This is a genomic window from Mesorhizobium sp. C395A, from assembly GCF_030323205.1.
In the GTDB taxonomy this organism is placed as follows: Bacteria; Pseudomonadota; Alphaproteobacteria; order Rhizobiales; family Rhizobiaceae; genus Mesorhizobium.
Genome location: NZ_CP100473.1, coordinates 3282347 through 3302092, shown reverse-complemented (window position 1 = coordinate 3302092; position 19746 = coordinate 3282347). Strand labels below are relative to the sequence as shown.

Below are 19746 nucleotides of genomic sequence, written 5' to 3'. Positions count from 1 at the left end.
GGGAGCAAATTGCATGGACGCGATGCCTGGACACTCGGCTACCAGTGCCGAGGAAACGCTTGACCCCTCGGACTGGGCCGATGTGCAAAGCCTGTCGCATCGGATCGTTGACGATGCCGTCGCTTACCTGCGCGATGTCAGGCAACGGCCGGTGTGGCAGGAGATGCCTGGAGATGTGAGGGATTTCTTCACCGCCTCGCTGCCGCAATCGCCGACCCCGCTTGCCGACATCTATGGCGATGTCGTGGACAAGGTGATGCCCTATCCGATGGGCAACATCCATCCGCGCTTCTGGTCCTGGTATATGGGGTCGAGCAATTTTACCGGCGCGATCGGCGATTTCCTGGCGGCAATCCAGGGCTCCAATCTCGGCGGCGGCAACCATGCCGCCGCCCTGATGGACGGCCAGGTGGTCGACTGGTGCAAGCAGATGATGGGCATGCCGGCTTCGGCCAGCGGTACGCTGGTCAGCGGCGGCTCGATGGCCAACATCATCGGGCTCACCGTGGCGCGCAACACCAAGGCCGGCATCGACGTGCGCGAGCACGGCGTTGGAGCAATCGAAAAGCCTTTGCGTTTCTATGGCTCGGACCAGGTCCATTCCTGTCACCGCAAGGGGATGGAAGCGCTCGGTCTCGGCAACAAGGCGCTGCGCCGCATTGCCAGCGACGCCGGCCTGCGCATCGACATTGAAGGTTTGAGGACTGCGATATCGGAAGATCGCGCGGCCGGGTTCAAGCCGGCCTGCATCATCGGCAACGCCGGCACTGTCAACACCGGCGCCATCGACGATCTGCAGGCGCTGGCCAAGCTGGCGCATGAGGAGGACCTCTGGTTCCATGTCGACGGCTGCATCGGCGCGCTGATCGCGATCGCGCCTGAGAATGCACATCGCGTCGCCGGCATCGAATGGGCCGATTCCATCGCGCTCGATCCGCACAAATGGCTGCATGCGCCGTTCGAGGCAGGCTGCGCGTTGGTCAGGGATGCCTCGGCGCATCGCAAGACCTTCGCGGTGACGCCGGAATATCTGGAATCGACACCGCGCGGGTTGGCCTCCGGCCAATGGCTGCACGACTATGGCCTGCAGACGACACGTGGCTTCAAGGCACTCAAAGTGTGGATGGCGTTGCGAGAACACGGCGTCGAAAAATTCGGCCGCCTGATCGACCAGAACATTGCGCAGGGGCAGTATCTCTCAGGGCTGATCGCGGCCGAACCAGCGCTCGAACTGACGGCGCCGACCAGCATCAACATCGTCTGCTTCCGCTATCGCGCGGATGGTCTCGATGGCGAGCGCGCGAAAGCGCTCAACACCGAGATCATGCTGAGGCTGCAGGAAGACGGAACCGCCGCCATTTCCGATACCACGGTGCAAGGCCGGCATTGCCTCAGGGTGGCGATCAACAACCACCGGACCCGGCGCGAGGATCTCGACCTTCTCGTCGCCGAAACGGTCCGCCTGGTCAACGAGATCGCTTCTGCCTGACCGGCCATGGGGTAGTTCTCAGCCGCTGGCGGCCTCCTTTAAATCGCCCTCCGTAGCGGGAAACGTCACGCCGGGAAGGTAAAATGTGATCGGCCGGATTTCGTAGACTGCCGAGGGATTCACGCGGCGCAAGTCGCGCGCAGCCGCAATCGCCGCCTCCTGCGTGGCGCAGTCGAGGACATAAAGACCCAGCAATTGTTCCTTGGTCTCGGCAAACGGCCCGTCGATGACGATGCCTTCGCCCGGACCGCGCAGCGTCACGGCGTCGGCGGTCGCGCCCAGTCTTGCCGCCGGCCCGAGCTTGCCTTCGCGGGTCAGCCTGGCGTTGACTTCGAGCAGGTCGTGCATCAGCGCCGCATCCTGCTGCGGCGTCAGGGACTGGATGGTCTGTTCGACGTGATAGGCCAGGATGGCGTAAAACATGCGGCGATCTCCTCCTGTTCGAGCGGCTGCACTATTGCAAGGTTGGGTTGGCTGATCCACCCCCGGTGCCCATCGAGACGCTAGTCTGCTGCCTCATGCCGCCAGCGGCAGGCTGAGCTCCGTCAGCAGGCCGCCGCGGGGACGGTTGGACAGGTTGACATCGCCGCCGGCGGCACGCGCAATGTTGCGGGCAATGGTCAGGCCGAGGCCGAGACCGCCGGTCTGGCGGTTGCGCGATTGCTCCAGCCGCACGAAGGAACCGAACACCTGGTCGAGCTGCGCCTGCGGTATGCCCGGCCCCTCGTCGCGGATGACCAGCGTGACCGTGCCGTCCGACTGCCGCAGGCTGACATGGGCTTTCTTGCCGTAGGTCACGGCATTCTGGACCAGATTGTTGACGCAGCGCTTCAGCGCCACCGGTCGCGCGATGCAGATCATGCCACGCGGCCTGGCGCCGTCATGGTCGAACGTGACGTCCTCGAAACTGTCGGCGATCGATTCCACCAGCGACCAGAAATCGATCCGCTCGCTCTTCTCCTCGGTGACTTCGAAGGTGGCGAAGTCGATGACGGAGCTGGCGATGCTCTCGATGTCGGCGAGGTCGTGGGCCAGCGCCTCGCGCGCGGTCGATCTGCGCAACAGTTCGAGGCGCAGCCGCATGCGGGTCAGCGGCGTGCGCAGATCGTGGGCGAGCGCGGCGGCCAGATGTTCGCGGTCCTCGACATAGTCGCGCAGCCGGACCTGCATGGCGTTGACGGCTTTGGCCGCGGCGCGGATTTCGCGGCTGCCGGTCTCGGCGATCGGCGGGCTCTTCAGATCCGTGCCGATCCGGTTGACCGCCGTTTCCATCATCCGATAGGGCGCCGTCAGCCGGCGCAGCGACCAGATCGACATGATCACCACCAGGGCCGCGATCAGCGAATAGAGCGGCAGGCTGTCGAAGCTCAATATCGGTCCGACCGGCGTGTTGGGCTCGGTGAAATTCAGCCATTGGCCGTCGGCGAAGCGGACAGAGGCCGTCAGCTTGTCGCTTTGGGCGAAGCTGGCCGCCAGCGATAACAGGTCGCGCTCCACCGCGCCAACATCCTTGGTCACGGCCACACCGCCAGGCGCGTTGGCTGCCTGGGTTGCCGGATCGCGCCGGACGCGGGCGTCGGTGATGCCGAATTTCGACAGCCGCCCGACCAGAATGTCCTCGAGCTCGGCCAGTTCGTCGTCGCCGGCGATCGACGAGGTGACCGCGGGCGTGTCCGAAACGGTGAGCGCATAGGTGGCGTTGAACAGACCGGAGGCCGTCAGCTTGCGCTGCTCCGGCGTGTCGTCATGCATCAGCTGCACCAGCGAATAGGCGCGGTCGTTAAGCCGGTAGAGATCGACCTCGTCATTGGCGACGGCACGATCACGCGAGACGATGTAGAGCGTGGCGACCTGGCTGATCAGCAGGCCGGCAATGACGATGAGCAAAACCCAGACCGGCAGGGTTTGCGGCAGGAAACGTCTCATTCGGAGGTGGTCTCGGGCAGGAACTGGTAGCCGCCGCTGCGCACAGTCAGGATCAGTTTCGGCGTCTTGGGGTCGTCTTCCATCTTGCGCCTGAGACGGCTGACCAGGATGTCGATACTGCGATCGAAGGAATAGTCGCTGTCACCGCCGGAAAGCTCGATGAGCTGGTCGCGGGTGAGCACGCGCTGCGCGCTTTTGACGAAGGTCTGCAACAGGTTGAACTCCGCCATCGTCAGCTCGACCCTGACATCGCCCGGCGCCATCAGCCGCCGGCGCGAGCAGTCCATCGTCCAGCCGGCGAAATGGTAGATTTGCTTGGTGGTGGCGCGCTTCGGCTCAGCAGCACCATTGCGCCTCAAAACGGCGCGGATGCGGGCCAGCAGCTCGCGCGGATCGAAGGGTTTGGGCACATAGTCGTCGGCGCCCATCTCCAGGCCGACGACGCGGTCGGTGGTCTCGGTCACCGCCGTCAGCATGATGATCGGCGTCGAGTAGCTGGCGCGCAGGTCGCGGCAGAGCTCCAGCCCGCTCTTTCCTGGCAGCATCACATCAAGCACGATCAGGTCTACCTGCGTGCGGCGCAGTATGTCTTCCATCTCGACGCCGTCGGCGGCAACCGTGGTGCGCAGGCCGCGCTTCTGGAAGAATTCCTGAAGCAGGTCGCGAATGCCCTTGTCGTCGTCGACGATCAGTATGTGCGCATCGGATTTCACGGCGATCCTGTCATTGCTGGCGGCCGGTCGGCGGCTGCCTTCTGAGTCTGCTTCTGTGGCGTCACCCACACGATAGAATTCTGGCCACATGTTGGCCAGCGGCGATGATCGCCCGCAAAGCCGATTTGCCAGAAACAATTCAGAAACAAAATTCTATAGTCCGGAAAAACTCCCGAAAAAAATCAAGGGCATAAAGGGTGCCGTGGCGGTCAGGACATCGGCTGCGACGCGAAGTCTCCGGAGTAACGGACATCACCAATGCACAGGTTCACGATCAGCTTGATGGGTGCGCTGCTCAGCATTCCGCTCGTCACAGCCGCGGTCGGAGCCACAACCGCAAAGGTGACGCCGATCACAAGGAGCGAGCGCTGCATCGATCTCAATCGCCAGGTAGACGAAGCCCTTGAAACCCATGCCGCGGCAACGCAGGTCACCGCGGCGAAAGCACTGCAAAGAAAGGGAAACCGGTTCTGCGCCAACAAGAAACAGGCACAGGGTATCCGGATGCTCGCGAACGCTTTGAAGCTGCTTGGAGTGACACCGATCGACCCGGTTCAGTGACACTCGAAACTCGACCCGCACAAAGAAGGAAATGAAGCCATGAAAAAGTCCATCCTCTCCGCCACCGGTCTCGCCGTCGCTCTCGCTTTCGCAATGCCGGCTCTGGGCAATGCCGCTGCCACCACGACCGCTGCTCCGGCTGCTTCCACGACCACCGCTCCGGCGACCACGACCGCCAAGCCCCCGGTGAAGAAGGTCGTCGCCAAGAAGCCCGTCAAGAAGCACAAGAAGGCGAAGAAGGTCGTCAAGACGGACGCCCCGAAGTCCTGATCCAGACAGCCAACAGGCTTGTCTGTAACAAGGCCGCTCCAGCACCCCCCCCGGCTGGAGCGGCCTTGTCGTGTGAGTGCATGATTACCCGTTGATGGGTGCCGGCCACCCAGGACTTTAACACGTTTGCAATGCCGGTCCGGTAGGATAGCCCGCATGAAGAAGCGGCTTTCATCCATTCTGCGCTCGATGGCCATCGGCGGCCTTGTGGCCTCGGCAATGGTCAGGGTGCTGATCCAGTTCACCGCCAGCCCGGTGCCCGATCCGGTGAGCGGGCGCACAGAGCCGTCGCTGTTTGCACCGGCAATCTCCAGCAGCTGGCAATACATCACACCATGGCAAAGCCTGCTGCTTACCGTGATCACCGGCGCGGCGCTGGCCTGCTTCTTCGGCTGGCTCGCGGTCGCCTGGGTCGAATACAAGGCGGCCGGATCAAGGCCGGATGCGGCATCCAGCGCACGGCAATTCCAGGCTCGTCGCGTCGCCAATCGCCAGGGCCGTTGAACCGCAGCATACACTTCCTAAATTTGTGAACGGCAGCACTTCCGGGAAGCCGGTTTGGCGCGCCGATCAAAATGGACGACGGCTTTCCCCCATGACAAAGTGAGAGCGACCCCTCGCGCGATACCGGTTCCCGATGCCTGAAATCAGTTCCAAACCCCGCACCAAGACCAAGCCGCGGACCGAGCGGCCGAAGCTCTACAAGGTCATCCTCATCAATGACGATTTTACGCCGCGCGAATTCGTGGTGACGGTGCTGAAGGGCGAGTTCAAGCTCAGCGAAGACCAGGCTAACCGGGTGATGATCACCGCGCACCGGCTCGGCGTTTGCGTCGTTGCCGTCTTCACCAGGGATGTCGCCGAGACCAAGGCGACACGGGCCGTCGACGCGGCCAAGGCCAAGGGGTACCCGCTGCTGTTTACGACGGAGCCGGAGGAGTAGGTTGAGCGTCTTTCTCCCCGTATAGTGACGGGGAGAAGGGATCCTTACCTTCCCTCTCTGTACCACATCGCGCCCATGGCCAGCAGCAGCAGGCAAAGGCCGAGGAAGCCGCCGAACAGGGGTACGCGCGAGACGGCTTTGAGCACGCTGTCGTCGGTGCTGCGCAGGCCGATCCAGTCTGCGCCCGAGGCCGCACCGGAGGCGCGGACCGGGACGATGGAGGGCAGGGTGACGCTGCCGGTGAGCTGGCCAAGGGTGGAGGAGGCCGCCAGCCGGCGCACGCTGCCGCCGGTGGCCTCAGTCGGAGCCTTCAACCGGTCCTCGGTAGAGACGACGTCGGAGAATTCCGGCGCGTTGACCGGGCCGACATGGGCGAGTGCGGTCAGGTCACCATTGCCGATCTGGTAGAGGCCGATCTCCTTGGTCTCGATGCTGCCCAGGAAAACGCCGGGTTCGGACTTCTCCAGCTTGATGATCAGCGCCTTGCCCGAAGGGGTGATCACCTGCGCCGGGCCGGGATCGTCGCTCATCGTCTGGCGGCGGATTTCCAGCATCATGCCGCGGCCGTCGGCGGTCAGCCGCTCTTCCTCGAGTTCAGGTTCCTTCATCAGCCAGTGGGCGATGCGGCGGTAAAGCTGGACATGCGGCCCGCCACCCTCGAAGCCGCGCGCCCATAGCCAGCCCTGATCGGACAGAAGCATGCCGACGCGGCCTTCGCCCTTATGATCGAGCAGAAGCAGCGGGCGGTTGTCGGCGCCCTTCATCACCACTTCGCCTTCGGGGTTCTGCACGCCGATGGTGCGGAACCAGCGGCTCCAGCGCGGCGGCTCGGTCGCCGAGCCGTCGAGGCCGCGCGTCACCGGATGGCGCTGGCCGAGATCGGTGAGGCGCGGATAGAAGGCCTTGTCGATGACTTCGCCGGTCGGCATTGCCGGCAGCGACGACATTAGCGGGGTGCGGGCGATCGAGGAGTCGCCGGCATATTCCGGCCCGGCGGCGATCAGCAGCGCGCCGCCCTTTTCGACGTATTCGGAGATGTAGTCGTAATAGAGGATCGGCAGCACGTCGCGGTGCTGGTAGCGGTCGAAGATGATGAGATCGAAATCCTTGATCTTCTCGACGAACAACTCGCGGGTCGGGAAGGCGATCAGCGACAGTTCGTTGATCGGCGTGCCGTCCTGCTTTTCCGGCGGCCGCAGAATGGTGAAATGGACGAGATCGACCGAGGCGTCGGATTTCAGCAGATTGCGCCACGTGCGCTCGCCGGCATGCGGTTCGCCGGAAACCAAAAGCACGCGCAAGTTCTCGCGGATGCCGTCGATCAGCGCGATGGCGCGGTTGTTGGCGTCGGTCAGTTCGCCCGGCTCGCGGTCAATAGAGAGTTCGACGATGTTGCGGCCGGCGCCGGGGATGGTCACCTGCAGCGGCATCGCCTGGCCGATGGTCGCTTCTTCGACCGCGACCTGCTCTCCATTGACCGAGACGCGGACATCGACCGGGCCGGTTTCGCCGTCGGTGGCGATGACGCGGTAGGTCATGTCGAGCGGCTTGCCGACGAGGCCGAAGCGTGGCGCGTTCTCGAAGCGGATGCGGCGGTCCTTCTCGTGCTCGTTGCCGGTGATCAGCGCGTGCAGCGGCGCATTGAAGTCGGGGGCGGCCGGTGCGTCATGCACCTCGCCATCGGTGATCATGATGGCGCCACCGATGCGCGAGGGCGGCACGTCGCGGAAAGCGCCTTCAAGCGCTGCAAAAAGCTTGGTCTCGGTGCGCTCGTCGGCGGCTTCCGACTTGCCGGCCTCGACGACGCGGACGTCGAACTGCTTGAAGCGGCCAAGGCGCTGCTGCAAACCGGCAAGCGCTTCGTCGGTCTGTTTGGTCCGGTCGCCGATATCCTGGCTCTGGCTGCGGTCGACGATGACGGCAACGACGCTCTTCAGCGCCTCGCGCTCCTCATCGAGGAAGACCGGATTGAGGAGTGCTGCGCCCAGCGCAATCAGCGCCGCGAAGCGGAAGATCGCGCCGCGCTGGCGAAACCACAAGCCGACAGCCGCCAGCACCAGCAGCGGTGCGAGCACCAAAGCCAGCAAGGGCCAGGACAGCAGCGGTTCGAAGGAAATCGACCAGTTCATAGGCTTACTGCCCCAGCCGTTCGAGCAGGATCGGCACGTGCACCTGGTCGGATTTGTAGTTGCCGGTCAGCATGTACATCATGATGTTGACGCCGGCGCGCAGCGCATAGATGCGCTGCATCGGATCCGATGGCACGGTCGGCAAAAGCGGGTCACCATTCTCGTCGACGGCCCAGGCGCCGGCAAAATCATTGGCGGTGATCAGGATCGGCGAGACGCCGTCGCCGACGCGTACCGGCCGATTCTCGGCATTGCTGGCCTCGAGCGAGGCTTCCACCCAGAGCGGGCTGCCGGAGAAGCGGCCGGGAAATTCGGGCAGGATGAAGAAGGATTTGGTCAGCACATGGTCGGCGGGCACCGGCTCCAGCGGCGGCACGTTGAGATTGCCGAGAATGTCGCGCAACCGTTCCGTCGCCGGGCTCGCCGAATCCGCACCGATGCCGTTGGCGAACTGGTCGCGCGTGTCGAACAGCACCGTGCCGCCCTGCTGCATATAGGCGTCGATGCGGGCGATCGCGGCTTGACTCGGCATCGGCGCGGAGGGATCGATCGGCCAGTAGATCAGCGGATAGAAGGAAAGCTCGTCCTTCGAGATATCGACGCCCGCCGGCGCGCCCGGCTCGAGCGCGGTCTTCTCGATCAGGAAGCGGGTCAAGCCTTCGAGCCCTGCGCGGCTGATCGAATCGTCACCGGGCACACCGGTCAGCACATAGGCGATGCGGGTCTTGGCAATGTCCTCGATAGCGGCGGCATCGCCGGGCTTGGCGTCGTCGGCGCGGGCGAGGTCGGCATGGCCAAACAGCATGCCGAGGCCAAGCAGCAGCGCAGCCGTCGTTGCCGCGGCCGATCGGGCGCGGCGCGGTCGGCGCGACATCAGCCCGCCCATCCAGAACACCGCCAGCGTGTCGAGCAGCATAAGCACAAGTGCCGCTGTGACCAGCGATCCCTTGAGGTCGCGCGATTCATCGAAAGCGTACTGGATATTGGTCACCGGCACTGTGAATTGCGGGCGCACCAGCGGCGCGAAGGCGGTGGCCGGGTCGAGCAGATTGTGGGCGAAAACGCCGGTTTCCGAGCCATAGAGGCCGGGCGGGTTCTCGAACGTCACCGGCAGCGAGCCGGCGCCAGGGACCAGCGGTCGTGCGTCCGGCGTCGGCGGCACCAAAGTGCCGTCGGCGGCTATCATGCGATAAGGCGCCAGCGACGTAGCAGCGGCTTCGGCGTTGGCAACCGCCGCACCCTGGTTGCGCGACAGCTGCACGATGCGCCGCAGCATCTCGACGAAGCTGCCGGAGATCGGCAGCGTCGACCATGTCGCTTCCGGGGTGATATGGAACAGCACCAGCGTGCCCTTGCCCTTCTTCAACCCGGTCACCAGCGGGGTGCCATCGGCAAGGGTTGCCCAGGTGCGCTCGACGATGTCCGGCGTCGGTTCGGCCAACACCTGCCGGCTCACCGTGACCTCGGCCGGCGGTGCGAGGTCGGCGAACGGGCCGTTCTTCGGGAATTCGGTCACCGCTTGTGGCGTCGTCCATGACAGCGCGCCGCCAAGCGAGCGCTCGCCGGTGCGCAGCCTGACCGGCAACAGATCATCGTCATTGCCGGCGGCGGCCAGCCGCGAACCGGCAAAGCGCACCAGCGTGCCGCCATTGTCGACCCAGTCGACCAGCCGCTGATGGACCTGTGGCGGAATGGTACCGATATCGGCCATGACGATCATCGCCGGCTTCTGGTCGAGAAGCTGCGGGATGGCGTCGGCGAGATCGACGCTCGACGGTTCGACCAGATCGGCGAAAGGCTGCAGCGCGCGCCTGATGTAATAGAGCGGCGACAGAAGCGGCTGCGCCTGGTCGGCCTCGGCCTGCGATAAAAGTCCGACGCGGCGGCGCTTGGAGCTTTCGTCGAGCACGCGCACAGCACCTGCCTGGCGTTCGCCGTCGAGCGCGATCGAGGCGAAGTCGTTGCGCAGTTCGAACGGCACCGCCATCGTGCCGGTGGCGGTAGTCTCACCCGGCGCGAAGGTCAGCGTCGCGTCGGCGATGCGGCGGCCCTTGTCGTCGAAGGCGCCGGCGGTGACTTGTGCCGGCGCCGGATCGCCGGGCGCGCGGATGGCGGTCAGGGCGAAGCCGTCGACCTGATTTTCGGCGCCAGTGAGCCCAGTCAGCGCCAGCCGGTCGGAATAGGCCCAGACGACACGGGCGGCGTTTTTCGACAGCAGTGTGTTGAAGGCGGCCTCGTCGCCCTTTGCCGCAAGGCCGTCGGCGAGAACGGCAACGCTGGCGCCGGGCAAGGTTTCCAGCACGCCGGCGACGCGGGCATAGACAGCGGGTCGGTCGGTCGGGATCGGCCTCGGCTTGGCGGCGCGCAGCCGGTCGAGGGCAGCCGCCGCATCGAAGGGGCCGATCTCGGCGTTCGGCTTTTCGGCGGTGAAGGCGATGACGACCGGTACGCCGTTCGAACCGGCATCGGCGATCAGCCGCTGGGCGGTGGCGACGCGCTTGCCCCAGTCGGCAGCACTCGCCCAGTCATTGTCGATGACGAGCGCCAGGGCGGCGCCCTCGGCCGGCAATTTTTCGCGCGGATTGAAAACGGGTTCGGCTAATGCCGCGACGACAAGGGCTGCCATCAACAGCCGCAGCAGCGTCAGCCACCACGGGCTCTGCTGCGGCGTTTCCTCGCGCTTCAGCACGCGAGCGAGGATCTTCAGCGGCGGAAACATTTCGGACTGCGGCTTGGGCGGTGTGAGCCTGAGCAGCCACCAGATCACCGGCAGCGCGAGCAGGCCCCACAACACCATGGGAGCGCCAAAGGAGAGCGGCAGCCAGCTCATGCGCCGGCCCTTCCCACGAATGCGCCATCGGCGGTCATCGCCATGTGGATGCGCACCAGCGCCTCGGAAGCGAGGCGATCGGTGTGGTTGACGGTGTAGCTCCAGCCGAGGCGCTTGCACCAGCTGGCCATCTCCTGGCGGCGGGCGGTGTAGAGCAGGCGGTATTCGTCGCCGAGCATTTCGGCGCGGCCGGCGGTCAACTTGTCGCCGGTCTCGGGATCGGTGAATTCGGTGCGGCCGGCATAAGGAAAGGTCTCCTCCGCCGGATCGGCAACCTCGATCAGATGCGCACGCACGCCATGCCGCGCCAGCACATCGAGCCATTCCATGGTCTCCTCGACCGGGTCGAGGAAATCGCTCACGACGACGATGTCGCAGAAGCGGCGGATGGCGGACAGGTCAGGCTTTGCTGGCAGGTCCGCGGCGTGCATCAACTGCGCTGCGATGCGCTCGGCGCCGTTGCGGGCGGTGAACGGATCTGTCAGGCCGGGCCATGCGATGCGCTCGCCGCTGCGCGACAAAAGTTCGGCCATGGCCAGTGCCAGCACCAGCGCGCGCGATTCCTTGGAAACGCTGGCGCCAGTCGATTTGTAGAGCATGGAGGGCGATGGGTCGGCCCAAAGCCACACCGTGTGGGCTGCTTCCCATTCGCGGTCGCGCACATAGGTGTGGTCGTCGCGGGCCGAACGGCGCCAGTCGATGCGCGAGGAATCGCCTTCGACATAGGGGCGGAACTGCCAGAAATTCTCGCCGATGCCGCGCTTGCGGCGGCCATGCCAGCCGGCAATTACCGTATTGACGATACGGCGTGCCTCGACCAGCAGGTCCGGCACCAGCGAAGCCCGCAACCGGCCCCTGGCGAGCGCGTCGCGCGTCGCTGCCGGTGCCTGGACTTCGCCGATACGCGCCATCAGATTCCTTTGGCCAGTTTCGCTACCACGTCGCGCACGGTCGTGCCCTCGGCGCGGGCGGCAAAGGTCAGCGCCATGCGGTGCTGCAGCACCGGTTCGGCCAGCGCGCGGATATCGTCCACCGACGGCGCCAGCCGCCCGTCATAAAGCGCGCGCGCACGGGCGCACAGCGTCAGCGCCTGGCTGGCGCGCGGGCCGGGACCCCAGGCGACATGCTTGTCGGTCTCGGCATTGCCCTGGCCGGGACGCGCCGAACGCACCAGTTTGAGGATGGCGTCGACGACGCTTTCGGGCACCGGCATACGGCGGATCAGCGTCTGGATTTCCCTCAGCCGCGCCGGCTGCAGGACGTTTTGCGCCTTGGCGTCCTCGATGCCGGTGGTTTCGAGCAGGATGCGCCGCTCGGCCTCGATTTCAGGATAAAGGATATCGACCTGCATCAGGAAGCGGTCGAGTTGCGCTTCGGGCAGGGGGTAGGTGCCTTCCTGCTCCAGCGGGTTTTGCGTCGCCAGCACATGGAAGGGCGCGGGCAGGTCGTGGCGAATGCCGGCGATGGTGACGTGATATTCCTGCATCGCCTGCAGCAGCGCCGACTGGGTGCGCGGCGAGGCGCGGTTGATCTCGTCGGCCATCAGCAATTGCGCGAAGATCGGGCCGGAGATGAAGCGGAAGGAGCGCCTGCCGGCCTCGTCCTGCTCCATCACCTCTGAGCCGAGAATGTCCGACGGCATCAGGTCGGGTGTGAACTGGATGCGGCGCGAATCGAGGCCGAGCACGACACCGAGCGTTTCGACCAGCTTGGTCTTGGCAAGGCCGGGCACGCCGACCAGCAGCGCATGGCCGCCGGCAAGCAGCGCCACCAGCGTGCGCTCGACCACCACTTCCTGGCCGAAAATGACGCGGCCGACGCCGTCGCGCACCCTGGAAATATCGGCCAGCGCCGTCTCGGCCTGGGCGATCATGTCCTTTTCGCTGATTGGGCTTTCCTTGACCATTACGCTCATGCCGCATCGATCCTTGTGCTGGAAGTACCGGCTTGCACTGTAGTGCCTTAGAATGCCGCGATTCGGCTTCGCCTGGCGCCTACGAATGAATTTAAATCACAGCCTTAGGCTGACAAGCGGAACAACAGTGACTATTTCGTGACCATGACGGAACGCTCCGAACATCGCGAGCACAGCCTTACTGCCGCAACCGAGGCGCGCGGTCTCGAAGCGTTGATCTCGCGTGCGGCTCGCGCCGGCAAGGGCGCGGCGCCGGTGGAGCGCTGGAATCCCGACTTTTGCGGCGATCTAGACATGGAGATCAAACAAGACGGAACGTGGTTCTATCTCGGCACGCCGATCGGCCGCATGCCGCTGGTGCAGCTGTTTTCCAGCGTGCTGCGCAAGGACGAGGATGGCAGGACCTATCTGGTGACGCCGGTCGAACGGGTCGGCATCCGCGTCGTGGACGCGCCTTTCATCGCGGTTGAAATGGATGTTTCCGGCGCCGGCGCCGAGCAGACCATCACTTTCCGCACCAATGTCGGCGATGTCGTCGAGGCCGGACCTGGCCATCCGCTGCGCTTCGTCGACGAGAACGAGACCGGCGGCCTGAAGCCCTATGTGCTGGTGCGCGGGAGGCTGGAAGCGCTGGTGGCGCGGCCGGTGATGTACGAACTGGTCGAGCATGGCGAGGAGATCGATATCGGCGGCAAGACGATGTTTGCCGTGCGCTCGAAAGGCGAAATCTATCCGATCATGCCGGCGGAAAAACTGAAGCGGCTGAGCGCATGATGGATCAGGTGAGGCCGCCGCCGTTTTCCACAGCGGATTTTCGCGCGCGGGTCGCGGCGCAAGCTGAAGCCCATGCCGGCGACGATTATGGCGATCATCGCTTCAACCCCGGCCATCCACGGTTGACGCAGCTCAAAGCGCTGCGCGACGCCGCAGTGCTGATCCCGGTCGTCGATCATGGACGCGATGCGACCGTGCTTTTGACCAAGCGGGCGGAAAAACTGCGCAGCCATTCGGGGCAGGTGGCTTTTCCCGGCGGCACCATTGATCCCACCGATGCGACCCCGGAAGCAGCGGCCTTGCGCGAGACCTTCGAGGAGATCGGCCTCGGCCATGACCGCATCGAGATCATCGGCCGCATGCCCGATTATGTCGCCGGCAGCGGCTATCGCATCGCGCCGGTGCTGGCGATCGTCGAGCCCGGTTTTACGCTGTCGCTCAATTCCGACGAGGTCGACGCCGCCTTCGAAGTGCCGCTTTCGTTCCTGATGGATCCGGCCAACCACACCAGGGACAGCCGCATGTGGAACGACCTGGAATGGTTCTTCTACGATATGCCCTATGGCGGCCAGCGCATCTGGGGCGTCACCGCCGGCATCATCCGCACCCTCTATGAAAGGCTCTATGCTTGAGTGATCCGGTATCGCTGGCGGGCAGAGCCGACTGGCTGGGTGAAAAGCATCTCCAGCGGCTGCTTGCCGTGCTGGCGCAAGGCGGCGAAGAAGCCCGTATCGCCGGCGGTGCGGTGCGCAATGCGCTGATTGGGCAGCCGGTCGCCGATATCGATCTTGCTACCACTTGCCTGCCCGAGGAAACCGTTCGCCGCGCCGAGGCGGCGGGCTTCAAGGCGGTGCCGACCGGCATCGAGCACGGCACGATCACGGTGATTGCCGGCGGCGCGCCCTATGAGGTCACCACGCTGCGCGCCGACATCGAGACCGATGGCCGCCGCGCTAAAGTGTCGTTCGGCCGCGACTGGAAGGCCGACGCCGAACGGCGCGATTTCACAATCAACGCGCTCTATGCGGAGGCTGACGGGACGGTGGTCGACCTGGTTGGCGGCGTCGGCGATATCGAGGCACGAAGGCTGCGCTTCATTGGCGATGCCGAGCAGCGGATCCGCGAAGACTATCTGCGCATCCTGCGTTTCTTCCGCTTTTTCGCCTGGTATGGCGAGGGTCGGCCCGATGCCGAGGGATTGAAGGCCTGCGCCCGGCTCAAGGACGGTCTCGCCCATCTCTCGGCCGAACGCATCTGGTCCGAACTGAAGAAGTTGTTATCGGCCCCAGATCCGTCGCGCGCCTTGCTGTGGATGCGCCAGGCCGGCGTGCTCACCAGCGCCCTGCCGGAAAGCGAGAAATGGGGCATCGATGCCATTCATGGGCTGACCAAGACAGAAAAGGATCTGGGCTGGGCGCCGGACCCGCTGCTCAGGCTGGAGGCGATCGTGCCGCCCGATGCGGCGAGGATGAAGACACTGGCCGAGCGGCTGAAACTTTCGACCACTGAGGCGGAGCGCCTGCGCCACTGGGCGCTGACGGCTGCCGTCGAGCCCAAGACAAGCGAAGCGGAACTGGCCAAGAAACTCTATTCCGGCGAGCGCCAGGGTTTTCTCGATCGCCTGCGGCTGTCGCTGGCGTCGGCGCGAGCGCGGGCTCTCGAGGACAATGACGCGCTGGTTCAGGCCGGCGGGTTTTCGCGCCTGCTCGCTTTTGCGCTGAAATGGGAAAAACCGGTGTTCCCAGTCAAGGGCGGCGATCTGACGGCGCTTGGCGCGTCGCCGGGGCCAATACTCGGTGCGATCCTGAAAAACCTGGAAAAGGAATGGATCGGGTCCGGCTTTGCGCTCGATCGCGACGCGCTGCTGGAGCGCGCCGCGGAAGCCTTGAAGGCCAGATAGGACTGCTCAGGCCGCGTCGCGAACTTTCTCGATGCGCGAGCGGATCGCCTCGATCATCGTCTCGCGAATGACCGTTTCGCCATGTGTCTCGCGCATATGGTCGACGGCGCGGCGCATGACCTCGGCTTCCTCACCGGCACGGGTGTGCCACTCACAGCCGGGAACCAGCGAGCCGCAATGGAATTCCTTCATGGGATTTTCTCCTTTTCCTCCTTGGAGCCTGTGCCTCTCATGGGCACACGAAGCTCCGCCATCTCTGTTCCGCGCCCTGTCACAGCAGTCGGTTTCGGGGGCGCGCACGGGGGAGTTAGCATAACACGGTTCCACGAGTTTGGTTGCCGTGGGGGCGAAAAAGGCGGAGCAGCGCTGCTCCGCCCCCTCTTGCCAGGCTAAGCCAAGGCGAGAACGTTCGGTCTTGTCCCGATCACTTCTCGATCTTGACGGACTCGGCAACCTTGTTCTTGCCGCTCATGTCCCAGGAAACGCGGACCTTTTCGCCTGCCTTCAGGCCAGGATCCTTGAAGGTCTTGGGCAGCGTAAAGGTCGATCCATCGTCCAGAACGAGGCTCATGGCCGTGCCATCATAGGTCTTGACCGTGCCCGTGGTGTGCTTGACCGCGGCAAAGGCAATCGAGCCGGAAGCGAGAAGGGCAGCGGCGGCTGCCGAAACAATGAGCTTTCGCATGTAATACTCCTGGAAATGCGGGCATCCGTTTGGAAAATGCTCCGCCTTGTTCAGGGCCGTCCGGTAGCGTCGTGTCGCGGTTCGGGACTGAACCGCCGGCGCTTCCCGGCCCGAAACGACAAATAGTCGTTTTATTTCAATTGCCTATTAGACGAAAAAGATAATGGCGATGCCACATTGGCTGCCCAGATTCGGCGAATGGGACGTCAATGCGGCTCACGTTTCGCTCACCGATTTTTTACGGCCACCTGACCTCCGGCGGCAGGCTGGACAGGATCGAAGCGACATTGCCGCCGGTCTTCAGGCCGAAGATGGTGCCGCGATCGTGAAGAAGGTTGAATTCGACGTAACGGCCGCGGCGAATGAGCTGCTCGTCGCGGTCGTCGTCGGTCCAGTTCTCGTTGAAATGGGCGCGAACCAGGTGTCCGTAGACGACAAGGAAAGAACGCCCGACATCCTGGACGAAGTTCAAATCGGCATTCCAGCCGCCTTTCTCCTCCCCCGAATGCAGCCAGTCGAAAAAGATGCCGCCGACGCCGCGCGGCTCGTGGCGGTGCGGCAGATAGAAATACTCGTCGCACCAGGCCTTGAATTTGGGGTGGTCGGCGATCGCAGCGTTCTTCTCGCAGGCGAACTGCATGGCTCGATGGAAGGCGACCGTGTCGGGGTGATCTTCCGTGCGGTTGCGGTCGAGCACCGGCGTCAGATCGGCGCCGCCGCCAAACCAGTGGCGCGACGTCACGACCATGCGGGTGTTCATGTGCACGGCCGGCACGTTGGGGTTCCAGGGATGCGCGATCAACGAAATGCCTGATGCCCAGAAGCTCGGGTCTTCCTCGGCGCCGGGCATCTGCTTCCTGAATTCGGGCGAGAATTCGCCATAGACGGTCGAAGTATGGACGCCGACCTTCTCGAAGACGCGGCCGCGCATCATCGACATGGCGCCGCCGCCGCCCTTGCCATGGTCTCGTTCCCACGGCGTCTTTTCGAAGCGGCCGGGCGACCATTCGGCCAGCGGACCGGTCAAGTCCTGCTCGATCTGCTCGAAGGTGGTGCAGATGCGCTCCCGCAGCGTCTCGAACCAGAGCCTGGCCTTCATTTTCTTCTGTTCGATGTCGGCTGGCAGGCCTGCCGGTATTTCTGGTCGTTCCAAAATGCTGTCTCCGGTCGCAGCCGACAAAGGACCTAGTGGAGTGAATTTGAGATTTGCACACAGCGTGGCGCAGGGCACGGCGCAAATGTCAAATTCGAAAACTCACCAGAAACATGAACTTGCTAGTGGTCCTTGTGATTCCAACGTTCGCAACGGCGACTGGGGATTAGGAGGCGAATGTTGGAATCGGAGCACTAGCCTTTTCCGGGCGCGATCCCTAATCTCTTAGGGGCAAGGGTCAAGTGTCATCTGGTTCGGCCTAGGAGTTCTTTCATGCGCACGCCGGCAAGACCGCCGCTGCATGGCCTGAAGAAAAGGCTCGATCGTTCACGCGCCGAGCGCGAGCGCATGCCGCGTGACGGGTTTTTGCGCGAGACCTTCGTCCTGCCGCGCCCGGATGCGCGGCTCAAGGCCAAGGAATGGTTCGAGCGTTTTCCCAAGCAGGCCTACTGGACCGAGATCGAAAGCTGGTTCGAGCGGCCGGGCGACGTAATCGAATTCACCATACGGCGGCTGCCCGCGGCGGATTAGGATTCCACAAGCAGTCGCCTTGCGCCCGGCCCTTGCGCACTCAAGCGATCTTCCCTGTTTCGCAGCGGGCATTTGTCGATCGACATGCAGCCGCAGCCGATGCAGTCGGTAAGGCCGTCGCGCAGCTTCTTTAGCTGAGTGATCTTGCGATCGAGGTCGTCGCGCCAGCCGGTCGACAACAGGTTCCAGTCCTCGCGCGTCGGGGTACGGCCTTCTGGCAGCGATTCAAGTGCGGCGCCGATCTCGGCCAGCGAGATGCCGACCTCCTGGGCGATCCGGATGATCGCCACCCGCCGCAGCACGTCGCGGCCATAGCGCCGCTGGTTGCCCGACGTGCGGTGGCTGCGGATCAGCCCGCGCGCCTCGTAGAAATGCAGCGCCGACACCGCCACGCCGCTGCGCATGGCCAACTGGCCGACCGTCAATTCCTTTACCGGAGCCATCTCGATTTTCCGCTTGACCTCAACTTAAGTTGAGCTTGTAGCCAGGAAATGTCGATAGGGCAATTGAGGAGAAGGCGATGTGCGCCTGGGTGAGAATGATGCAAGACGCAAGGGCCGTTGGCGATGACGACAACGCGTTGAAGGTTCTAGCCGAGTTGCCGGATGGCTTCACCGGCGACCATGGCGACGGACAGCGCGACGTTGATGCTGCGCGTGCCCGGCTGCATCGGGATCGTCAGCCGCGCATCCGCCGCCTGATGGACAGGATCCGGCACGCCGGCGGATTCGCGGCCGAACAGCAGGATGTCGCCTTGGGCGAAGCTGAAGCCCGTATAGGGGGTCGCGGCTTTGGTGGTGAGCAGCACCAGCCGGCAGGCTTGGCCCTTGCGCCAATCCTCGAAGGCGTTCCAGTCGACATGCCGGGTCAGGGCAGCCATTTCGAGGTAGTCCATCCCGGCGCGCTTGAGCGCTTTGTCGGAGAGCGGAAAGCCGGCTGGTTCGATAATGTCGACGCCAAGGCCGAGGCAGGCGGCGAAGCGCAGGATTGTTCCGGTGTTGCCGGCGATGTCAGGCTGGTAGAGGGCGATGCGGAGACGGTGGTTCATTTCCGCGTCTTTCTAATAAGTGGCAGATCGGCCACAGCGGGTGGCTGGTTTTGGAAATTGCTGGACCTGCGGGTGGCCATTTTCTGCGAAGTCGATTATACCGCACGCATTGTCAACCCGAACCGATGGAGGGGTATTTCATGATGACCATGCACATCCAGCGCCCCTCCCGTGGGCTTACCTGCCTTCCGGCGGTTTCGGTACGACGATTTACCTGATTTCTTAGATCTGATCGCACCGATTCCCGCCGAACCCAATTTTCGGCTCTCGAAGGAATCCTGCGATGTTTTTCAACCGGTTAAAGGGGCCAAGCGCCCCAGCTGAGCATGTCGCGACCGAGGCCTATCCTCGTGTCCCGACGGATGCAATCCGTGCCTCCGGCCGAATGCCGGCGCACGACATTGCTTCGCCTTTTTATGTCTATTTTCACACGGAGGACGGACCGATGTTCGATCCCTATAAGATACCTGGTTCAAGAAGCCTGCACGAACGCAAGACGGCGACCTGGGCGTTGCTGGTCGGCGAGACCTATTCGTCGGCCGTTCATGCGCAGACGCGCCGGCGTCCGCATCGCGGCATGTTGCCGGATGTCGATTTCTCGCGTGCGGTTCCCGACCACAGCCGGCCGTCGCTGGTGCGCCGGATCATCCGGCTGATCCGGCCGGGCGCGAAAAACCGGACTGGCGGCGGCGTGCCGTCAGTTCAGTCGAACGCTTCTGTCGGTGAAAAGCCCGCAAGTCCCTATATTGCGCGAAGCAGGACCGATGGCCCGGGTGATTCCGGGCCGTCAGTCCCCGCCGACGTACGGTCTGGGGACGCGGAGCGCCCCGGGGATTTTTCCCGCGCCGCATGAGCGGACAACAGTTTTGTGAGCATCCC

The 19746-nt window shown here is 64.1% G+C and carries 22 protein-coding genes; 10 read left to right on the top strand and 12 right to left on the bottom strand.

Features of this window, described 5'->3' with window-relative positions; genetic code table 11:
• Positions 1-13 precede the first annotated feature (13 nt).
• Positions 14-1489: a pyridoxal phosphate-dependent decarboxylase family protein gene (locus NLY37_RS16195; RefSeq protein WP_023701549.1), complete on the top strand. Its 1476-nt coding sequence runs from the start codon at positions 14-16 to the stop codon at positions 1487-1489.
• Positions 1490-1507: 18 nt separating this feature from the next.
• Here NLY37_RS16195 and NLY37_RS16190 read toward each other — a convergent pair whose 3' ends face one another.
• The 3 genes from NLY37_RS16190 to NLY37_RS16180 all read right to left on the bottom strand — a co-directional run bounded on the left by NLY37_RS16190 (position 1508) and on the right by NLY37_RS16180 (position 4128).
• Positions 1508-1912, bottom strand: a complete 405-nt coding sequence (locus NLY37_RS16190; protein WP_023691602.1) for a YciI family protein — start codon at positions 1910-1912, stop codon at positions 1508-1510.
• 93 nt (positions 1913-2005) lie between these two features.
• Positions 2006-3415 carry an ATP-binding protein gene (locus tag NLY37_RS16185; RefSeq protein ID WP_023683676.1) on the bottom strand — a complete coding sequence of 470 codons (1410 nt, stop codon included), beginning with the start codon at positions 3413-3415 and terminating at the stop codon, positions 2006-2008.
• Positions 3412-4128 carry a response regulator gene (locus tag NLY37_RS16180; RefSeq protein WP_023670002.1) on the bottom strand — a complete coding sequence of 239 codons (717 nt, stop codon included), beginning with the start codon at positions 4126-4128 and terminating at the stop codon, positions 3412-3414. Before NLY37_RS16180 ends, NLY37_RS16185 begins: the two co-directional genes overlap by 4 nt.
• Positions 4129-4386: 258 nt before the next feature.
• Between NLY37_RS16180 and NLY37_RS16175 the strand changes: the two genes are divergently transcribed.
• The 4 genes from NLY37_RS16175 to clpS all read left to right on the top strand — a co-directional run bounded on the left by NLY37_RS16175 (position 4387) and on the right by clpS (position 5902).
• Positions 4387-4689, top strand: coding sequence for a hypothetical protein (locus NLY37_RS16175; protein ID WP_023683677.1), 303 nt, complete (start codon positions 4387-4389; stop codon positions 4687-4689).
• 39 nt (positions 4690-4728) lie between these two features.
• The gene (locus NLY37_RS16170) at positions 4729-4959 is read left to right on the top strand and encodes a hypothetical protein (RefSeq protein ID WP_023741055.1); all 231 of its coding nucleotides are present in this window, start codon (positions 4729-4731) and stop codon (positions 4957-4959) included.
• Between the two features lie 156 nt (positions 4960-5115).
• Complete coding sequence (locus NLY37_RS16165; protein ID WP_023713954.1) at positions 5116-5463, top strand: hypothetical protein; 348 nt, start codon at positions 5116-5118, stop codon at positions 5461-5463.
• Positions 5464-5596: 133 nt separating this feature from the next.
• Positions 5597-5902 carry an ATP-dependent Clp protease adapter ClpS gene (clpS, locus tag NLY37_RS16160; protein ID WP_023670006.1) on the top strand — a complete coding sequence of 102 codons (306 nt, stop codon included), beginning with the start codon at positions 5597-5599 and terminating at the stop codon, positions 5900-5902.
• 44 nt (positions 5903-5946) lie between these two features.
• On the opposite strand, the gene NLY37_RS16155 is transcribed toward clpS, so the two are convergent.
• Genes NLY37_RS16155 through NLY37_RS16140 form a run of 4 tightly spaced genes read right to left on the bottom strand, consistent with a single transcriptional unit; the run spans position 5947 to position 12776 of the window.
• A complete protein-coding gene (locus NLY37_RS16155) occupies positions 5947-8031 on the bottom strand; it encodes a membrane protein (protein WP_023741056.1) in 2085 nt (694 codons plus the stop codon).
• A gap of 4 nt (positions 8032-8035) precedes the next feature.
• Positions 8036-10861, bottom strand: a complete 2826-nt coding sequence (locus NLY37_RS16150) for a DUF4159 domain-containing protein (protein WP_023713952.1) — start codon at positions 10859-10861, stop codon at positions 8036-8038.
• A complete protein-coding gene (locus NLY37_RS16145; protein WP_023683683.1) occupies positions 10858-11772 on the bottom strand; it encodes a DUF58 domain-containing protein in 915 nt (304 codons plus the stop codon). The genes NLY37_RS16150 and NLY37_RS16145 overlap by 4 nt, the downstream gene beginning before the upstream one ends.
• Complete coding sequence (locus NLY37_RS16140; RefSeq protein ID WP_023705921.1) at positions 11772-12776, bottom strand: AAA family ATPase; 1005 nt, start codon at positions 12774-12776, stop codon at positions 11772-11774. Before NLY37_RS16140 ends, NLY37_RS16145 begins: the two co-directional genes overlap by 1 nt.
• Positions 12777-12920: 144 nt before the next feature.
• On the opposite strand from NLY37_RS16140, the gene NLY37_RS16135 reads away from it, so the two are divergent.
• From NLY37_RS16135 to NLY37_RS16125, 3 genes are read left to right on the top strand one after another with little or no spacing between them, the layout of a single operon-like run.
• Positions 12921-13550 (top strand): DUF1285 domain-containing protein, encoded by a 630-nt coding sequence (locus NLY37_RS16135; RefSeq protein WP_023686147.1) that lies wholly within the window; start codon positions 12921-12923, stop codon positions 13548-13550.
• Positions 13550-14182, top strand: a complete 633-nt coding sequence (locus NLY37_RS16130; RefSeq protein WP_023683684.1) for a CoA pyrophosphatase — start codon at positions 13550-13552, stop codon at positions 14180-14182. Before NLY37_RS16135 ends, NLY37_RS16130 begins: the two co-directional genes overlap by 1 nt.
• Positions 14179-15450: a CCA tRNA nucleotidyltransferase gene (locus NLY37_RS16125; protein WP_023741057.1), complete on the top strand. Its 1272-nt coding sequence runs from the start codon at positions 14179-14181 to the stop codon at positions 15448-15450. The genes NLY37_RS16130 and NLY37_RS16125 overlap by 4 nt, the downstream gene beginning before the upstream one ends.
• Before the next feature lie 6 nt (positions 15451-15456).
• Here the strand turns inward: NLY37_RS16125 and NLY37_RS16120 are convergent, their stop codons facing one another.
• The 3 genes from NLY37_RS16120 to hemF form a co-directional block, all read right to left on the bottom strand.
• Positions 15457-15642 (bottom strand): DUF1059 domain-containing protein, encoded by a 186-nt coding sequence (locus tag NLY37_RS16120; protein WP_023670013.1) that lies wholly within the window; start codon positions 15640-15642, stop codon positions 15457-15459.
• Positions 15643-15874: 232 nt separating this feature from the next.
• Positions 15875-16135, bottom strand: coding sequence for a DUF1344 domain-containing protein (locus NLY37_RS16115; RefSeq protein WP_023686144.1), 261 nt, complete (start codon positions 16133-16135; stop codon positions 15875-15877).
• Positions 16136-16373: 238 nt separating this feature from the next.
• On the bottom strand, positions 16374-17288 hold the full coding sequence (hemF, locus tag NLY37_RS16110; protein WP_023670015.1) for an oxygen-dependent coproporphyrinogen oxidase: 915 nt from the start codon (positions 17286-17288) through the stop codon (positions 16374-16376).
• A 273-nt stretch (positions 17289-17561) separates the two neighbouring features.
• Here hemF and NLY37_RS16105 point away from each other — a divergent pair, with 273 nt between their 5' ends.
• Positions 17562-17819 (top strand): hypothetical protein, encoded by a 258-nt coding sequence (locus NLY37_RS16105; protein ID WP_023683688.1) that lies wholly within the window; start codon positions 17562-17564, stop codon positions 17817-17819.
• Here the strand turns inward: NLY37_RS16105 and soxR are convergent.
• Positions 17816-18262 (bottom strand): redox-sensitive transcriptional activator SoxR, encoded by a 447-nt coding sequence (soxR, locus tag NLY37_RS16100; protein WP_023691595.1) that lies wholly within the window; start codon positions 18260-18262, stop codon positions 17816-17818. The genes NLY37_RS16105 and soxR overlap by 4 nt on opposite strands.
• A gap of 146 nt (positions 18263-18408) precedes the next feature.
• Positions 18409-18867 carry a tRNA (cytidine(34)-2'-O)-methyltransferase gene (locus tag NLY37_RS16095; protein WP_023670018.1) on the bottom strand — a complete coding sequence of 153 codons (459 nt, stop codon included), beginning with the start codon at positions 18865-18867 and terminating at the stop codon, positions 18409-18411.
• Positions 18868-19312: 445 nt separating this feature from the next.
• Between NLY37_RS16095 and NLY37_RS16090 the strand changes: the two genes are divergently transcribed.
• Positions 19313-19720, top strand: a complete 408-nt coding sequence (locus NLY37_RS16090) for a hypothetical protein (protein WP_023683691.1) — start codon at positions 19313-19315, stop codon at positions 19718-19720.
• Positions 19721-19746 lie beyond the last annotated feature (26 nt).

Excerpts from the sequence above, each read along its gene's own strand:
- soxR (WP_023691595.1), bottom strand. The coding sequence starts at position 18,262 with ATGGCTCCGGTAAAGGAATTGACGGTCGGCCAGTTGGCCATGCGCAGC.
- NLY37_RS16155 (WP_023741056.1), bottom strand. The coding sequence starts at position 8,031 with ATGAACTGGTCGATTTCCTTCGAACCGCTGCTGTCCTGGCCCTTGCTG.
- NLY37_RS16130 (WP_023683684.1), top strand. The coding sequence starts at position 13,550 with ATGGATCAGGTGAGGCCGCCGCCGTTTTCCACAGCGGATTTTCGCGCG.
- NLY37_RS16170 (WP_023741055.1), top strand. The coding sequence starts at position 4,729 with ATGAAAAAGTCCATCCTCTCCGCCACCGGTCTCGCCGTCGCTCTCGCT.
- NLY37_RS16190 (WP_023691602.1), bottom strand. The coding sequence starts at position 1,912 with ATGTTTTACGCCATCCTGGCCTATCACGTCGAACAGACCATCCAGTCC.
- clpS (WP_023670006.1), top strand. The coding sequence starts at position 5,597 with ATGCCTGAAATCAGTTCCAAACCCCGCACCAAGACCAAGCCGCGGACC.
- NLY37_RS16090 (WP_023683691.1), top strand. The coding sequence starts at position 19,313 with ATGTTCGATCCCTATAAGATACCTGGTTCAAGAAGCCTGCACGAACGC.
- NLY37_RS16135 (WP_023686147.1), top strand. The coding sequence starts at position 12,921 with ATGACGGAACGCTCCGAACATCGCGAGCACAGCCTTACTGCCGCAACC.
- NLY37_RS16115 (WP_023686144.1), bottom strand. The coding sequence starts at position 16,135 with ATGCGAAAGCTCATTGTTTCGGCAGCCGCCGCTGCCCTTCTCGCTTCC.
- NLY37_RS16145 (WP_023683683.1), bottom strand. The coding sequence starts at position 11,772 with ATGGCGCGTATCGGCGAAGTCCAGGCACCGGCAGCGACGCGCGACGCG.
- NLY37_RS16195 (WP_023701549.1), top strand. The coding sequence starts at position 14 with ATGGACGCGATGCCTGGACACTCGGCTACCAGTGCCGAGGAAACGCTT.
- NLY37_RS16120 (WP_023670013.1), bottom strand. The coding sequence starts at position 15,642 with ATGAAGGAATTCCATTGCGGCTCGCTGGTTCCCGGCTGTGAGTGGCAC.
- NLY37_RS16140 (WP_023705921.1), bottom strand. The coding sequence starts at position 12,776 with ATGAGCGTAATGGTCAAGGAAAGCCCAATCAGCGAAAAGGACATGATC.
- NLY37_RS16165 (WP_023713954.1), top strand. The coding sequence starts at position 5,116 with ATGAAGAAGCGGCTTTCATCCATTCTGCGCTCGATGGCCATCGGCGGC.
- NLY37_RS16105 (WP_023683688.1), top strand. The coding sequence starts at position 17,562 with ATGCGCACGCCGGCAAGACCGCCGCTGCATGGCCTGAAGAAAAGGCTC.
- NLY37_RS16095 (WP_023670018.1), bottom strand. The coding sequence starts at position 18,867 with ATGAACCACCGTCTCCGCATCGCCCTCTACCAGCCTGACATCGCCGGC.
- NLY37_RS16185 (WP_023683676.1), bottom strand. The coding sequence starts at position 3,415 with ATGAGACGTTTCCTGCCGCAAACCCTGCCGGTCTGGGTTTTGCTCATC.
- NLY37_RS16175 (WP_023683677.1), top strand. The coding sequence starts at position 4,387 with ATGCACAGGTTCACGATCAGCTTGATGGGTGCGCTGCTCAGCATTCCG.
- NLY37_RS16150 (WP_023713952.1), bottom strand. The coding sequence starts at position 10,861 with ATGAGCTGGCTGCCGCTCTCCTTTGGCGCTCCCATGGTGTTGTGGGGC.